The 14,442-nt window shown below is 44.8% G+C and carries 18 protein-coding genes, 1 tRNA gene and 1 pseudogene; 10 read left to right on the top strand and 10 right to left on the bottom strand.

Annotated elements, in window-relative coordinates:
• Positions 1–432 precede the first annotated feature (432 nt).
• The 10 genes from HMPREF0671_RS10990 (at position 433) to HMPREF0671_RS10945 (ending at position 6,871) form a co-directional block, all read left to right on the top strand.
• Positions 433–1,104: a hypothetical protein gene (locus HMPREF0671_RS10990; protein WP_036900572.1), complete on the top strand. Its 672-nt coding sequence runs from the start codon at positions 433–435 to the stop codon at positions 1,102–1,104.
• Between the two features lie 128 nt (positions 1,105–1,232).
• Positions 1,233–1,317, top strand: a tRNA-Ser gene (locus HMPREF0671_RS10985).
• Between the two features lie 312 nt (positions 1,318–1,629).
• Positions 1,630–2,862 carry a site-specific integrase gene (locus tag HMPREF0671_RS10980; RefSeq protein ID WP_036900569.1) on the top strand — a complete coding sequence of 411 codons (1,233 nt, stop codon included), beginning with the start codon at positions 1,630–1,632 and terminating at the stop codon, positions 2,860–2,862.
• Positions 2,863–2,887: 25 nt separating this feature from the next.
• Positions 2,888–3,355, top strand: a complete 468-nt coding sequence (locus HMPREF0671_RS10975; protein ID WP_036900567.1) for a DUF1896 domain-containing protein — start codon at positions 2,888–2,890, stop codon at positions 3,353–3,355.
• A 140-nt stretch (positions 3,356–3,495) separates the two neighbouring features.
• The gene (locus HMPREF0671_RS10970) at positions 3,496–3,843 is read left to right on the top strand and encodes a hypothetical protein (protein ID WP_036900565.1); all 348 of its coding nucleotides are present in this window, start codon (positions 3,496–3,498) and stop codon (positions 3,841–3,843) included.
• A 352-nt stretch (positions 3,844–4,195) separates the two neighbouring features.
• The gene (locus tag HMPREF0671_RS10965; protein ID WP_036900563.1) at positions 4,196–4,627 is read left to right on the top strand and encodes a hypothetical protein; all 432 of its coding nucleotides are present in this window, start codon (positions 4,196–4,198) and stop codon (positions 4,625–4,627) included.
• Positions 4,628–4,649: 22 nt separating this feature from the next.
• A complete protein-coding gene (locus tag HMPREF0671_RS10960; RefSeq protein WP_036865047.1) occupies positions 4,650–5,069 on the top strand; it encodes a PcfK-like family protein in 420 nt (139 codons plus the stop codon).
• 4 nt (positions 5,070–5,073) lie between these two features.
• Entirely contained in the window at positions 5,074–6,348 is a 1,275-nt protein-coding gene (locus tag HMPREF0671_RS10955) for a PcfJ domain-containing protein (protein ID WP_036900561.1), read from the top strand.
• Positions 6,349–6,375: 27 nt separating this feature from the next.
• Entirely contained in the window at positions 6,376–6,630 is a 255-nt protein-coding gene (locus tag HMPREF0671_RS10950) for a hypothetical protein (RefSeq protein WP_036864488.1), read from the top strand.
• Positions 6,631–6,634: 4 nt separating this feature from the next.
• On the top strand, positions 6,635–6,871 hold the full coding sequence (locus HMPREF0671_RS10945) for a hypothetical protein (RefSeq protein ID WP_036864491.1): 237 nt from the start codon (positions 6,635–6,637) through the stop codon (positions 6,869–6,871).
• A gap of 122 nt (positions 6,872–6,993) precedes the next feature.
• Here HMPREF0671_RS10945 and HMPREF0671_RS10940 read toward each other — a convergent pair whose 3' ends face one another.
• The 10 genes and pseudogenes from HMPREF0671_RS10940 to HMPREF0671_RS10895 all read right to left on the bottom strand — a co-directional run.
• Positions 6,994–8,049 (bottom strand): hypothetical protein, encoded by a 1,056-nt coding sequence (locus HMPREF0671_RS10940; protein ID WP_007173308.1) that lies wholly within the window; start codon positions 8,047–8,049, stop codon positions 6,994–6,996.
• A 118-nt stretch (positions 8,050–8,167) separates the two neighbouring features.
• Entirely contained in the window at positions 8,168–8,674 is a 507-nt protein-coding gene (locus HMPREF0671_RS10935) for a lysozyme (protein ID WP_036900558.1), read from the bottom strand.
• Complete coding sequence (locus HMPREF0671_RS10930; protein ID WP_036900556.1) at positions 8,661–9,143, bottom strand: DUF3872 domain-containing protein; 483 nt, start codon at positions 9,141–9,143, stop codon at positions 8,661–8,663. Before HMPREF0671_RS10930 ends, HMPREF0671_RS10935 begins: the two co-directional genes overlap by 14 nt.
• 12 nt (positions 9,144–9,155) lie before the next feature.
• Positions 9,156–9,749: a conjugal transfer protein TraO gene (locus HMPREF0671_RS10925; protein WP_036900554.1), complete on the bottom strand. Its 594-nt coding sequence runs from the start codon at positions 9,747–9,749 to the stop codon at positions 9,156–9,158.
• Positions 9,743–10,693, bottom strand: coding sequence for a conjugative transposon protein TraN (gene traN / locus HMPREF0671_RS10920; protein WP_036900551.1), 951 nt, complete (start codon positions 10,691–10,693; stop codon positions 9,743–9,745). The genes HMPREF0671_RS10925 and traN overlap by 7 nt, the downstream gene beginning before the upstream one ends.
• A gap of 49 nt (positions 10,694–10,742) precedes the next feature.
• Positions 10,743–12,011 carry a conjugative transposon protein TraM gene (gene traM / locus HMPREF0671_RS10915; protein ID WP_036900549.1) on the bottom strand — a complete coding sequence of 423 codons (1,269 nt, stop codon included), beginning with the start codon at positions 12,009–12,011 and terminating at the stop codon, positions 10,743–10,745.
• Entirely contained in the window at positions 12,004–12,306 is a 303-nt protein-coding gene (locus HMPREF0671_RS10910; protein ID WP_036900547.1) for a hypothetical protein, read from the bottom strand. The genes traM and HMPREF0671_RS10910 overlap by 8 nt, the downstream gene beginning before the upstream one ends.
• A gap of 4 nt (positions 12,307–12,310) precedes the next feature.
• On the bottom strand, positions 12,311–12,934 hold the full coding sequence (gene traK / locus HMPREF0671_RS10905) for a conjugative transposon protein TraK (protein ID WP_036900544.1): 624 nt from the start codon (positions 12,932–12,934) through the stop codon (positions 12,311–12,313).
• 50 nt (positions 12,935–12,984) lie between these two features.
• Positions 12,985–14,022 (bottom strand): conjugative transposon protein TraJ, encoded by a 1,038-nt coding sequence (gene traJ, locus HMPREF0671_RS10900; protein WP_004358249.1) that lies wholly within the window; start codon positions 14,020–14,022, stop codon positions 12,985–12,987.
• Positions 14,023–14,073: 51 nt separating this feature from the next.
• Positions 14,074–14,442: pseudogene (locus HMPREF0671_RS10895) on the bottom strand (hypothetical protein); the annotation flags it as partial.

Genomic DNA, 14,442 nt, shown 5'->3' with positions numbered 1-14,442 from the left:
CTTTTTTTGTGTATACTCACCACTTATCACGCCTAATTTAATAACTTCTGAACTCAAACACTTACAGACTTACCCCCCCAACTAGTTAAATTACTAGCTTAAAACGATTCCCTCCCCCTTTGGGGAGAGTTAGGGTGGGGCTCCTGCATAGGCTCCTCAGCATCGCTGCCCCGCCCTTTCAGCATTGCTGTTCAGCCTTTGCAGGAAGACTGCCAAGCCCCTGCAGCATAATAATAGACAAGCTAATGAGCAGACAAGTAGACGAGTTGGAAGTGATAAGTGGCGGTTTTCGCATCTTTATCCTATTCATACGTCCCCGTGACACAGCTTCTGTTTACAACTATTAACTGTTCGCTCTTTTGTGATTACGCGGAAAACGTCTATCTTTGTAATCTATACTACTGCCACATCTAAGAACCGGAGGAAAACACTATGAAGAGAATTACAGTAGAAAATTTCGATGAACTCTATGTCGACAAGGTAGAATTGTCGATGATAGATAAGTTTGTATGCGACGAAATGAGTCGTCAAGTGCATCGGTATATCAAAGGAATGTCGGGTTCCAAAGCCATTATGCTGAAATTTGAGGAACAGTTGGCCAAGCTCTCTGTACCCGAGAAAGAAGAGGCCATCGCCCGTTATATCGACTTAAACCGCAAGGTCTTGGACGGATTGGATTGGAAGATAGTGCTCGCCCGCGCTGCTGCCAACTATTGCGATACCTTCTCTTACCTGATACAACTCATCAACGACAAACGTAAGGTAGTGGCTTACATGCAGCGTATCAAGGGCAAATACATGCGTTTCCATACGGTGTACGAGGAGAACGACAAGTTCGGTATCAAGGATTATAAGGGTCGTGTGCTCGTACATGCCCTCTACGACTTCCTCCGCACGCCTTATGTATATGTCGACGACCTATATATGATGCCTGTCATGGCACAGAAAAATGGCAAGATGGGGCTTATTCTGCCCGATGGGAAAGACACCATCATAGCCGATTTCATCTACGACGACATTTATTTGCGCACCGAACCACCTTACTTTGAAGCCCAAAAAGATGGCAAGAAAATCCTCATCGACCGCTACGGTAGCATCAGATGAAAACGTCGGCATGGCACTATAAATACGATTTATAATCAAATAAAAATAGCAAAATATTTGGCGGTTCAAAGCAAAAGCTGTACCTTTGCACCGCTTTTATAAGCAATCGAATTATCTACTCGATTCTAGGAGAGATGGTAGAGTGGTCGATTACAACGGTCTTGAAAACCGTCGCACTGAGAGGTGCCGGGGGTTCGAATCCCTCTCTCTCCGCTAATAGGCTTTAAAAGGTCTTCACAAGAGTCTTCATTTTAGCCTTCAAAATTTAGATAATCGTTGTAAAATCAAGGTTTTACAACGATTTTTCTTTGTATATACCTTTATCGCCTGACGGCATAACCCTATGTTTTGACAATCATCATTCGGTCAATTTCTGCTACATAAACTGCTACACAAAAATTGTAGCAGCAAAAAATGTAGCAGTGACGGGATTTTGAATACCATATTGACGGCATTAATTCTTTCTTTTTCAGAGTGTTATATATTAACTTTGCAGCCGAGTGCTACACAAAAGAATGATGCATTATGAGAACAAATTTCAAGGTATCCTTCTACCTACGCTCAAACTATGAGAACAAAGAAGGAAAGTCGCCTGTAATGCTACGAGTATTCCTTAACGGAGAGATGGCTAATTTCGGATCTACGAAAATATTCGTGGACAAATCGCTGTGGAATAACACTACCAGCAGGCTCAAAGGTCGGACGGCAGAAGCCTTATCCGCTAATGCCGCATTGGACTCCATTTCCACAATGCTGAATAACATTTACCACAAATTCGAGGATGATGAATCCTTGTCATTGGATAAAATCCGCTCATTCTTTGTCGGGAAAGACAGGGAGTACACGACCTTTCTCCCTATATTCGACAAGTTCAACGAAGATGTCAGACAGCGTGTCGGACATACCATCAGCAAGGACAGCCTGCAAAAGTACAGCGTTTTAAGAAGGCATTTCGCAGAATTCCTTATCTATAAGTATGGGAAGAAAGATATTGGACTGGCAGAGTTCACGCCATCCGTAGTACAGGACTTTGAGCTGTACCTGAGTACGGCGGCTGGGTGTGCCTATAACACATCAGTCAAGAAATTGAAGGCACTGAAAACCGTGACCATCTATGCGCAAAAGCGTGGCTATCTTCTTCACGACCCATTCCTCAATCATCGTTTCCACTTGGAGCCGGTAAACCGTGGCTTCCTTACGGACGAGGAAATCATGAAGATTGCCAACAAAGAACTGGATATCCACCGCTTAGAACTAGTAAGGGACGTTTTTATCTTTTCATGTTTCACAGGTCTGGCATATATTGATGTTTCCAATCTCACACCAGACAATATCGTAACACTTGATGATAAGCAGTGGATTATGACCAAGAGACAGAAAACAAATGTGGAGACAAATGTTTTATTGCTTGACATTCCCAAGAGTATCATTGCCAAGTACAGTCATAAGACCTATCGGGACGGCAAACTATTTCCCATCCTAACGAATCAGAAAACCAACGCATATTTGAAAGAAATTGCCGACATTTGTGGCATCAAGAAGAATCTGACCTTCCATCTTGCCCGACATACGTTTGCAACCATGTCGCTCAGCAAGGGTGTTCCTATGGAAAGTGTATCGAAGATGTTGGGGCATACCAACATTAAAACTACACAAATTTATGCCCGTATAACCAATAAGAAGATAGAACACGATATGGAACAGTTGGCTGGCAAGTTAGACAAGTTCAATGTTGCTATGGGCATCAACTCAAAATAATGTACAACCCTAAACCAAGAAGATTATGACAACAACAAAGAAAGAACTTTCTTACTTCCGTTTGAAGTTGGAAACGTATCTCGGAGAGCATTTTCCAGAGAGAGTGAATGAAAATACGTTTATAACTGCTCGCGCAGACGAAGCATTGACAACTTACTGCGATGCTATAGCACAAGGCTTTTCTCATCCCGAAGCAGAGGTAATGTCAAGCGAAGTATTATACCAAGATTTGCATTTTTCCAAGTATGACACACTTGTGTCTGTCTTAGAGAATGAGTTCGAGAAAGAACTCCCTTCTCCTCTTCCTGAAAGACTGGCACCAATGCTTCTGAAGAATAAGGCTGTGCAAAGCGTTTTTGATAAGTACGAACTGGCGGACGACTTTGGTGCAAGTCCAGAGTATGAGAAACTCTACACCGAACTGACAGGAACAATCGTTCTGCTCATTGAGGTCAATGGTCTGCCAACGATAGGCGGTGAGAACATGACTTGATGTAGCACCATCTGGAGCTTTTGTAGTGTCAAGAGCCAAGATAAACGCTCCACTCCACACGCCAAGAGTTTTTTCAAACACTTGTCTTTGTGTAGTCTGCGCATCTTGTAACTGCTCTTGAAACTATAAAAAGCTCCGATATGAATACAATCATCATGAATCAAGACGTTCACACACCTGCCTTCATCAAGGCAGACGCATCGAACAAAACTGATAAGAACAAGCAGCAGCCGACTTCTCCCAAGCAAGTCCGCCGCTTCGGTTGGACACGCTTCATCGAACTAGGCTTCCTGCTTTCCATCGTTATCGGTGCCATTTGGCTTATCTCGAAGATAGTAACGCCACAAGTCGTAACTGTCATGTCAGTCATTGCAGGTTTTCTGATACTACGCTTTATAGTCAGGGTAATTCTGAAAGTGGCATTTACGCTGCTGAGCATTCTCTTCTGGCTGGCGATTGTCTGTGCCACCCTGCTCTGCGTACTTTGAGAAGCACAGCTCCGTAAAACCTTCGTTTTATTTCATCAGGTGGTTATCTCGCATTTTGAGATAGCCACCTTTTCTATATTCCACTACGAGCGTTGCACTTTTGCTTCTTTTCCTATGCTCCACGATATGTGATGAAAAGGAGACGGATGCTGTTCCCTTTTTATCCGCAAAGGTAGTACGGAGCTTGTGGCTTTCCCAAGGTCTGTGCCGCTTGGTTTGTCTGGAAAATCTCCACGCCTACGGGTTGTATTTTCCGCCAAAACCTTGTGCAAGCCTCGCCCCGCTACCTTGATTTTGCTACAAAAAGGAATCAGCATACTCCGATCTTTGGACGCATAAAAAAAATGTCGCTATGGATAAGCAAAAGGTAAATACAACATCTTCGATGAACAGCAAAGGATATAGCTCCTCCTCTCATTACCGCATTAACCCTGTGGCTGAAAAAAGTGAGCAAGTGTTGGCAATTAAGTTTGTACAATGGGACGTTCCCCCTTTGGAGAGCCTTTGTAACAGCAAAGTATATCTCCTACGTATGAAACTCAATCGTGGCGAAATGATGAGCCGTGAAGAAAAGAATTGGCTATGTGAAGCGGTAAACTCTAATACCTATTTCCGCACAGCCGTACCCCTGCAAGGCTATCGCTTTGACTTCTTTGATGTACTGAAGAAATACCTTGTCAATCAGTACGGACAATGGACAGAGTATTACGCACCCGACAGAACAAGCCTAAGAGCCTACCTATATGGACGTATCAATCAAATAGTAGAAATTCCCAAGTATTAATAACATCAAAACATATACGACAATGAAAGGAACAGAACATTTCACACGGACAATAGCCGAGTATCTTAATCAGCGTGCTATGACAGACCCCTTGTTTGCCCCTAACTTGATGAAACCTAACAAGAATATTGAGGAGTGCATCACCTACATTCTTAATGAAGTGCAGAAAAGCGGTTGTAACGGCTTTGATGATGATGAAATCTTCTCTATGGCTGTTCACTACTATGATGAAGACGATATAGAGGTGGGTAAGGCTGTTTCTTGCCAAGTAGCCGTTAATCACATTGTGGAACTAACGGAGGAAGAAAAAGCCGAAGCAAGGCAGGAAGCCATTAAGCAATATCAGCGTGAGGAACTTGCCAAGATACAGAGCCGTAACGCACGAGTGAAAAAGGCCGAGAACGCAGTAACCAAAGCACAACCCTCACTATTCGATTTTTAAGCCTATGAAACCGAGAAACAAATTTGAAAAAGCTGTTTTGGAACAAAGCAAGCATCTTCGCCCGATAACCAAGACACAAAGTAAGTGGGCATTTCGTGAGTGTATAGACCACTTCGCCTACCGCTTGCCAAAAGGTCGCACCACTTGTATGGATTGTGGGCATAATTGGGTAATGGACAAACATAGAGAAACTTGCACTTGCCCTCGTTGTAGGGCAAAGTTGCAGGTCAAGGAAACCTACGAGCGCAAGTTGCAGGAGAAGCAGTATTTCACCATACTTACCACTTGTGGAGAGTTTCAAGTATTGCGTATGTTCCTACTTGTTGTGGGTATGGAGAAAGGTTACAAAGCACAGACTTCTATAATTGAGATTGGGCAATATTGGTGGAATATGCAGGGACGAAAAGCTGTGGTTGCCATACAGAGGGTATTGGGACACTATGTTGATACCTTTTCCTATTATAGTCCTATGGCAATCCGCAACGATAATGAAGCCTATCAGCATATTGCCTACTCACCGATATATCCGAAGTTCAAGGTTACAGACATACTTCGCAGAAATGGTTTTAAGGATAATTTCTATGGCATCGTGCCTACCCAGCTTATTCCTGCATTGCTTACAGACAGCCGTGTGGAAACATTGCTAAAGGCAGGTCGAACAGACCATTTACGTTACTTTCTTGGCAACAGGAGGACTTTTGAGGAACTATGGCAGTCCTACAAGATTGCAGTCCGTAATGGCTATGAGATAGCAGACATTTCTCTTTGGAGTGACTATGCAGACACACTCCGCAGGTTGGGCAAGGATATTCACAACCCAAAATTTCTTTGCCCAACAGACCTTAAAGGCGAACACGACCGCAGCCACGAGGAACTTCTCAGATTGCGTGAAAGGGAGGAAATAGAACAGAAACAAAAGAAGGCAATGGAAGATGAAAAGCGTTTCAAAGAACTTAAATCCAAATTTTTCGGTATCCATTTCACGGACGGCACTATCCAAGTCCATGTATTGGAGAGCGTGCAGGAACATTTGGAGGAGGGAGCGACCATGCACCATTGCGTATTCTCCAACGAATATTATCTTAAAGAGGACTCACTAATCCTATCGGCAACCATTGAGGGCAAGCGGATAGAAACAATAGAAGTATCACTGAAATCATTGGAGGTGGTGCAAAGTCGTGGCGTGTGCAACAAGAACACGGAATATCACGACCAGATAGTAAACCTTGTGAATGCCAATCGAGATCTTATAAGTCGAAGAATGAAAGCGACTGCATAAAGTATAAACCATTAAATTATCAGAGATATGAAAACAGAGATTGAAAACATTATCTACAACTATGTGGATGAGATACCGCATATTCTCATAAGGGTTATTAATGCAATAACCCTATCCGACAACAAAGAGGAGTTAAGGTCGGCTATCAACAAAATAGCCGAAGAAACAGAACTTGATAAGTTCTTTGCATACGGCTATGGCGCACATCATTTTTGGCTTAAACACCGCAAATTATCCAATGGAGAGCCAAAGGAATACAGATTATTAAAGGTTGAATTTTAAGATTATGAAGAAGAAAGTTTACAGAGTTCGGACACAATACATCTTCGATGGAGTGTTTGATGTGGTTGCGGAGAGCAAGGAAGACGCACGACAAAAAGTCCTGCAAAATTGTGGGTTGATTATGGGTGGAAGCATTCACAGCACCCTGCCCGATGATGAAATAAATTGGGCTTTTGACAGACATCCCAACAAACGAATAGACAGAATAACGAAAGTGCAAAAATATCCTTCTGAATACTAGCAAAAGCCACGCAAATTTTTGGTTTGCGTGGCTTCTTTTCTTTCTCTTTGAACGAGTAGGCGACCAAAGAAAAGAAGCAAAAGAAAGTCGCAGGAATATATCTGACTTATACTCTATCTTTCTTATTGTATCTTATCTGCTAAATTTAGAATGGAAATAGATGTTGAGATACCTGCTATCAAGGATGAGGCTAGTTTACCTTCTATATTTATTTGCCCCTCAGAAGGCTCCGTTCCAAAAGAGAGTCCATCTTTTTTCAATAGTTCGTTACAGAAACGAACAAATTCTTTCTGCTTTCTAACTGGAGAGGTTGATAATCGAACAGCTTGTTCATTGACCAAACGTCCACCATAATATAGATTATTTAGGAGAATTAGCAAATCTGGGGCACAATCTTGGATGAATTTGTCGACATCTGACATTTCGTCATCACTTGACAATGTTCCTAAATCGAAAAAGTCTATGGCAACTTCCTTATATTCATCTTTCAACTCCTTCTCCAAAAGCAATAAAAATTCATCTATTTCATCCTTGTACTTTGTGAATACTTCAAGGTATTTGCTTAATTCTTCTGGAGTAGCTAATTCATCCATTTGATTAGAGATATCGTAATCTATTTGTCGCAGAGAATTACACAATTCATCCATACGTTCTCCAAAATGAATGAAATCAACGCGGTATTGACGTCCTTTATTATTCTTTAAATCTTTTCTAATAGGATACCGCATCACCATAGAGTCAGGATCAAATTTATTAATTTCTTTTATATAATGTTCTATTGCATCTAAATTGACAGAGCTTCCTACATGCTTTTTCCCTGCATCCAAAGTCGGTCGCAAATTACTCCATAGAGATTGAAGATTATGTCCACATTTTAAGAACTTTTGCCTTTCCTCTTCCGTATGGTTGCCATGGTTAAAAAAAAGTGCCTTTAAGTATGCCTCTATGGAATGTCTGTAATTGAAAAATAGAGGATATATCAGCGTATCAATTACTGCTATCTTACGGCTATCAGAAATCATCTTTCCCAGTAATATTTTTGCAGAATCCCAATACCCATCTGATATCGAAACGAATGAAAATGCTCCATTTCCTTCCCACCCAAAATGTGAAAAAGGTTTTCTTTCCAGAACCTCTTTTTCTGTCAGCTCTCGCAAAATTACATCTGTTTTATCCATGATTATGATTTTTATTTAAATTAATTAATAATATGCTATTATTACAAAGATATTAATTTCATTTTACACAACCAAATTAAAATGTATAATATTCAAGAGTAAAAATAGCAGTCTATGGTTAAGGAAGAAAGAACAAGGCAAACTCTACCTGTCTGCGCTTGACCAAACCTTTCAAAACCTTGCCCTTATATCGACAGAATGAAACATACTCCCGATAGAAGCTTCTGTCTCCAGCTTCTATTTTTTTGAGTAGCCTACTCTTGGGATGTTTGCCATACCCCAGCAATCGCCCCACGCCCACATTATAGGCAAGGAGGCTGAGCAGCAGGGCATCCTTGCCATATCCTTTGAAGTGTTCAAAGCATTTCCAAAGGTCGGCACGGAGGAGCGAGTCCGCCTGCCGTTCCGTCATATCTGCCGTGAAACGTTCGCCCGGTTGCAGTTGATGACCATAGCCGACGTATGGATAGCAACTCTCTCTGTGTAGTCCCTCGAAGTATTTCACGACCACCACGGCGCGCTCAAAAGGAGGCAAGTCTGCCAACCGTACCCTGCGCTGGGCAAGGATCGGCTGGCAGAGCAAGCACATTATACAGAATAAAGCAAAGCGTTTAGCTGTTCGCATCGTTCGAGGCTTTGGTTACTGCTGCGTTGGTCTTTCCCTTTTCTTCCGCCTTTTCGTTGTTGAAACTGAAAGTCAGTTGCTGCATCTTACCGAAACTGTCCTCCACGTACACGTCAATCGTCTGGCGGTCGGTGGAGAGCGAGGTGTAATAAAGGCGGAAAACGTTCTTTGTGAGCGGATAGCGGTCGTTGGGTTTGAACACCGTACTATTGTCCATCTTCAGTATTCCCTTGCCTTCGGGCTGAAAATATCGGATGGTGTAGCGAGTGTCAGCAAACTCACCGCCCCGCTTCAGCGTGCAGCGTATCTCTGCCGTCTGTCCCTTGACAATGTCCTTCTGAACGGGCATCGTCTCGACAGTGAACGGATAAGACTGCTGCACATCCAGTTCCCTATCACAAGCAGATAGGCAAAACACGGCAAGGGTCAGCACACCCATTACCCAAATCGTATTCAATATCTTCTTCATCTTTTCTTCTACTTAAAAGTTAAACCTTAGTCCTGCAGAAACAGCTGGACGGAAACGATGCACGTCCGTTCCAAAGAGGAAACGTCCCTGCGCCTTTACAAGAAAGAGAACCCTGTCCGTTAGGAACACTTCTACCGAACTATGCACGGCACCGCCATAGACAAAGCGGGAACGGTCGAGCAGTGTTGCCCCATCGGGCAGTAGTTTGTTACCCTCGTTCAGCTGCTCATAGCCACCCAAGGCGGATATGCCACCATAGAGAAACACGTTCTTGCCATTGTCGGAGACAATCGGGTACATATAGCCCAAGTGCAAAAGTGCATCTTTGAGTTTTACGTTATAACTTCTGTACGGCATATTCTGCTGTTCATACTCTGCCATAACAAAGGTATAATTCTCACGACCCAAATATCGGGTGAGTGATGCTCCCATGCCAAAATTGTCAGTTGCAAGGAACTTTTCACCCTTGATAAGTGGAACACTCCCTACGACCTCTATTCCCCTTTGCTTGGGTATCAGTCGCTGTGCCTGCAATGGCAAACTAAAAGTCATTGCCACCGCTATGCAAACCGATAAAATGATTTTCTTCTTCATAATGTCTACCATTTCAGTTTGAGGTTATCAATCTTCTTTGCCAGCTGCAGGTCTTCTGCCGTTACATAAAAGGTCAGCGTACGACCGCCATTTCTCTCATAGAGCGTCACTTCAAGCTGCTTGTCTTCTGCAAGAGAAAACTGCTCGAGCGCAAACACAGTGTGTTCACTACCCATACCACGCACCTGCATCACCTGATGATAGGCACGAAGCGGCTGTAATACTTGTTCTTGTATAGCGGTGCGCTTTGCCATCTTCTTATCAACCACCTTAAAGGTGATAAAATCCACAGAGTACGGCATATTCGTGCCGTTTTCCATACGAGTGTGGAAATACAGCAAGCCATTATGGGCATACAAGCCACGAAGCAGGAATTTCATACCAAACTGCTGCGCACCGATGTGCTTAATGCAGCGTCTGTCATTCTGATAGATAGTCTGCATCATCAGTTTGACTAATACGGGCGACTCATTGCCGAGTTCCTTAAAGTAAATGTCAGAGCGGTTGCTTGGCAGTCGTCCGTCCGTTGGTGACAGGAAGTCCTTCATCTCGATGCTGAGTTTCTCCGGCTCATCGACATACTTCACGTTGAAAGCATATAAGGAGCCGTCCTCACAGATAACACTCATATTGGTTTCCGTCTCAAAGTCCTTGACGGCAGCCTTTACACGTAGTACGTTCTCTGCATCCTCTGCCTTTCCTGCTATGATGTTCTGCGAACCTAAGTCTACATAGCGAATGGCAGAAGGAAAGATAAGATGCACGGTCTTGTCAAAGGTTACGTCCAGACCATACGGCAGTACGACACGCCCCGTTGGTATGGCACGGCTCATACCTTGAAAAAGCTCTCCCGAAGTCAGTGGACGGCTTGGTATCAGACCATCATTGTTTTCCTGTGCTGTGGCTGCTACTCCCACCATGGCAAGCATAGCCATTGATAAAATAATTTTCTTCATTGTTCCTTTTTAATTTGATGTTATTTTTTACTTATCATTTTCGATTGTCTTATTTGGACTGAACCAAGAAAAGGCGGTAGCCACCCTTGAGCGTCACCTTGACGGTGCGCAGTTTCTTCTGAAGCAGCTGACTTGCACCCTGCATCACACCACGAGCCGCCTCTGAGATAATCTGGTCTTTGGCAGAGGAAGCGAAGGTAAAAGATGTTCCCATCGAGCCACCGATATTCGCCCCGACTTCCTTAAGCGCATTGATATCCTCCGAGCCGGGGATATACACACCCTCCTGTCCGTCTATATCGTATGCCGAGAGCTTGACGGCTATGATATGACAGTCTACCTCAATGCTTTTGATAAGCAGGTGCATACGGTTACCCTCAATCTTGGCAGATGCAATCAGCCTGCTCTGCCTTGGAATACGCAGTCCCTGCACCTTGGCAGGCTCCAGCAGACGAAGCACCACATTGTCGCCCTCCTTGAGCGTGGTTGTCCTGTCCACGACCACTTTGAGCGTGTTGCGCATCGTGGATGCAGCCGTACTTGTTAGCGAATGGAAGCCCATGTTGCGTGCTCTTGTTCCATATTCCTTGATAAAATCCGCATCGCTCATCGGCTGACCGAGTGAAGTCACCACCTGTTTGCGCTCCGCCAAGACCTCCATTGACGGTGTACCGACTTGCGCAGCCTGCCCTTTAGTCACACCCATATCGGTGGTAGAAGTGGTGTTTCCCTTGCTTTCCGTAAAGGCATTACCCAATGACGGCGGCACGGATGATGTCTTGGGCAGATACTTTGCTGCCATCTGATAGCTCTTTTCCATCAGGGCAAGCTGTCGTTTCTCTTCATTGTCCTCCCTGCTGTCTTTGGAAGCCAATTCCTTTTTGAGGTTGTCAATCTCCTGTCTCATTGCTTCACGCTCCTGCTCGTGCGGGTCGGGAGCGTAAAAAGAGTTCAACAGCCGATTATTCTCCTCATAGCGGTGCATCGAGTTTTCTATCTTTGCCGTCGATGCAGCCACTTGTGCACGCTCCGCTTCCGAGGGGGCTGTGCTCTGTGCGAAGTAGTCCGACAGCTTGCCCATCTCTTCACGGGTTTGTTCTTCCTCGTGTGCCTTGTCGCCTAATTCGTAGGCTTTTAGCTTGTTGCCCGTAAGCTGCTCGGGCGTTGCCTGCGGAATACTGTCGTTCAAGCCCTGCTCGGCAGCAGTCTTATCCTTATCCGACGGTGCGAAGATAAACCACATTGAAAGGGCAAACAGCAGTCCCAGACCTCCGAAGACTAAGCCTTTCTTCATTTGTTCTTTCTGTTTATTATCCATTGTTGTTGATTTTTTGATGATGTTGTAGGTAATAATTGTCGTGTAACTCATGCAATGTGCTGTTTGTCCCTATCGGACTGTCCACCAACTTTCCTTTGGGGATGATCAGTTTCTCCTTCTTTGGAGGAAGGAAGAACTGCGCTATCATCCAAAGCGAGCAGAGCAGATAGATGAAGCTCAGCCCATAGACGATAGCCTTGCGCTGCCTTATCGTGAGCCTTTCACACCGATGACGGAGCCAAAGGTGAAATCTCAGATAATGGTGAGCGAGCAAATAGTTTACTTTTCTTGCCATAGCCTTATCGTTTATAGGTCTGTATGTCCCTGTTCTCCTTGACAAGGAAGTGTTCCATTAGAAATCCTTGCGGATTATTGTCTGAGCGGACAGAGTTCTGTAGCGTGCAGGTCGTAACAAGACTGCGCTCTGTAATGTTACTCTGACGGACGATAAACTGCCGTGCATAGGTCGTTACCGCATAGGGGTAAGTATTAAAGTTGCAACGGATAGAGTCCACCTCTATGCGCTGATTGATATTACCCGATATGGCACGGTTATAATAGCCTTTCTCCGCCAAGTCCTTATAATAATTGAAAGCCGACTTGTCGCATAGCAGGAAGGCACGCTCCATGTTCCTCTCGATGGCGTCCTTGTCAGGTGCAATGGTGAAGAACAGCTCATGAAAACGACGCACATGCTCTCTTGCCTCTACGGGACGATTACGACTTGCATCCTGACTGAGAGCCAGCATGAGCGACTTTCCCTGGTCAAGCACATAGATTTTCTCCCGCTGCTCCTTGGCGAAGCTGTACGAGGCATAGACGGTATAACCGCTTACCGCCACGCAGACGATAGCAAAGACAAAGGCATAGAGTCTTATCTGTCTGAATGAGGTCTCGATATTACCAAGTGATTTGAATTCCATTTCTTTTTTCTTTTATATCTGTTGATTTATTAAGTATAGTTGCTCCATTTCTATTTTCCTTTGAGCAGTGCACCTTTGATACGCCCACCGACATTTCCCACAGCAGCACCTGCGCCTGCCATTGCAGCCTTGCCACCAGTATATGCACCTTGAGCGCCACGCTGTGCGGTCTGGTTGACATTGCGTCCGTAGGAGCCGATACCGCCACCAGCTTCAATAATCCACCCTGCCACGGTAGGTACACAGAAGTAGCCTACAATACCGATAAGGAAGAAGACGATGTAGTACCACGTTCCTGAATCAGGCAGATAGTTAGGGTCGCTTAGCGCATCGATGTCCTTCTGCATCATTAGCACCTGTATCTTGGTGAGTAGTGCCGTGAGGATAGAACTGACAGGCAGCCACAGGTAGACAGAGATATAGCGTGAGAACCATGCCGTAAGTGAGCCTGCAAGACCATCCCATACGGCTATGCCGAACACGATAGGTCCGAGTATCGAAAGGACAATCAGAATAAAGGTGCGAAGCGTGTCGATGATGAGTCCCGAAGCATGGAACAGCAATTCTAAAAAATCGTGTACCAATTTCATGACCCATTGCTTGGTCTGATAGGCGGCACGCTCGGCATACATACCCGCTATCGTCACGGCATCCTCTGGACCGATAATGCCCATTTCCTCTATCTTCTGGTCAAACTTCTCGTTGGACACCAAGTAGGCCGTTTCGGGATTGCGCAGGTAGGCTTCCTCCTGCAACTTGTCCCGCTTGGCAGTAAGTTCTGCAAGGTTCCCCTCCTGCTGGTGTACCATCATCTCCGTTCCCTGCACTACAGGCGAGAGAACGGCATTCATCGTACCCAGTACGACTGTCGGGAAGAACATGATGCAGAAGCCCAGCACGAAAGGTCGGAGAAGCGGAAAAACATCTATTGCCTCGGCACGGGCTATGGAAGCCCATACCCGAAGGGCAATATAAAAGAGTGCACCCAAGCCTGCAATGCCCTTGGCAATGCCCGTCATCTGGGCACAGAGCGGCATCATCTCGTCATAGGTTGAGCGTAGCAGCTCGTGTAAACTGGCAAAATCCATAAGCAAAAGTTTTTTATGAAAGTTCGTTCAAGTTCTTTTTTGTCTGTGGATTTACCAATACCTGCTTGCCGTATTACCATAGAGCGCCTTGACAGAGGCAAGGTTGTTCTTCTCCCTTGCACGCACATAACTCACGGAGATATTCTTCCTTGTGTAATACGATACCAAGGAGCGGTATTCACGTAGTGTGGTGTAGATACGGTCTATCTGCTGCATGCGCTCGTGGTCGTTCATGGAGAAGACATTACTCTTGACGATGGACTTGAGTTCTTTCAGGCTCTCACCACTTTGCTCGAGCAGCTTGGTGTATCCCGAGGCCATCGCAGCGAGTTCTGTCGGGCGGAAGTTCTTGTCCGAGAGCATCTTCTTATACGAGGTGACGTAAATCTCCGAGATGTCGCCCACCATCAGGATACACTT

Origin of the sequence: Prevotella sp. S7 MS 2, assembly GCF_000762865.1 — a bacterium.
GTDB lineage: Bacteria > Bacteroidota > Bacteroidia > Bacteroidales > Bacteroidaceae > Prevotella.
This window is presented reverse-complemented; position numbering and strand designations above follow the sequence as displayed.

Bases quoted from the DNA above. Each gene is read 5' to 3' on its own strand.
- HMPREF0671_RS10910 (WP_036900547.1), bottom strand. From the start codon at position 12,306: ATGGCAAGAAAAGTAAACTATTTGCTCGCTCACCATTATCTGAGATTT.
- HMPREF0671_RS10955 (WP_036900561.1), top strand. From the start codon at position 5,074: ATGAAACCGAGAAACAAATTTGAAAAAGCTGTTTTGGAACAAAGCAAG.
- traK (WP_036900544.1), bottom strand. From the start codon at position 12,934: ATGGAATTCAAATCACTTGGTAATATCGAGACCTCATTCAGACAGATA.
- HMPREF0671_RS10950 (WP_036864488.1), top strand. From the start codon at position 6,376: ATGAAAACAGAGATTGAAAACATTATCTACAACTATGTGGATGAGATA.
- traJ (WP_004358249.1), bottom strand. From the start codon at position 14,022: ATGGATTTTGCCAGTTTACACGAGCTGCTACGCTCAACCTATGACGAG.
- HMPREF0671_RS10945 (WP_036864491.1), top strand. From the start codon at position 6,635: ATGAAGAAGAAAGTTTACAGAGTTCGGACACAATACATCTTCGATGGA.
- HMPREF0671_RS10925 (WP_036900554.1), bottom strand. From the start codon at position 9,749: ATGGTAGACATTATGAAGAAGAAAATCATTTTATCGGTTTGCATAGCG.
- HMPREF0671_RS10965 (WP_036900563.1), top strand. From the start codon at position 4,196: ATGGATAAGCAAAAGGTAAATACAACATCTTCGATGAACAGCAAAGGA.
- traM (WP_036900549.1), bottom strand. From the start codon at position 12,011: ATGGATAATAAACAGAAAGAACAAATGAAGAAAGGCTTAGTCTTCGGA.
- HMPREF0671_RS10970 (WP_036900565.1), top strand. From the start codon at position 3,496: ATGAATACAATCATCATGAATCAAGACGTTCACACACCTGCCTTCATC.
- HMPREF0671_RS10930 (WP_036900556.1), bottom strand. From the start codon at position 9,143: ATGAAGAAGATATTGAATACGATTTGGGTAATGGGTGTGCTGACCCTT.
- HMPREF0671_RS10990 (WP_036900572.1), top strand. From the start codon at position 433: ATGAAGAGAATTACAGTAGAAAATTTCGATGAACTCTATGTCGACAAG.
- HMPREF0671_RS10940 (WP_007173308.1), bottom strand. From the start codon at position 8,049: ATGGATAAAACAGATGTAATTTTGCGAGAGCTGACAGAAAAAGAGGTT.
- HMPREF0671_RS10980 (WP_036900569.1), top strand. From the start codon at position 1,630: ATGAGAACAAATTTCAAGGTATCCTTCTACCTACGCTCAAACTATGAG.
- traN (WP_036900551.1), bottom strand. From the start codon at position 10,693: ATGAAGAAAATTATTTTATCAATGGCTATGCTTGCCATGGTGGGAGTA.
- HMPREF0671_RS10975 (WP_036900567.1), top strand. From the start codon at position 2,888: ATGACAACAACAAAGAAAGAACTTTCTTACTTCCGTTTGAAGTTGGAA.
- HMPREF0671_RS10960 (WP_036865047.1), top strand. From the start codon at position 4,650: ATGAAAGGAACAGAACATTTCACACGGACAATAGCCGAGTATCTTAAT.
- HMPREF0671_RS10935 (WP_036900558.1), bottom strand. From the start codon at position 8,674: ATGCGAACAGCTAAACGCTTTGCTTTATTCTGTATAATGTGCTTGCTC.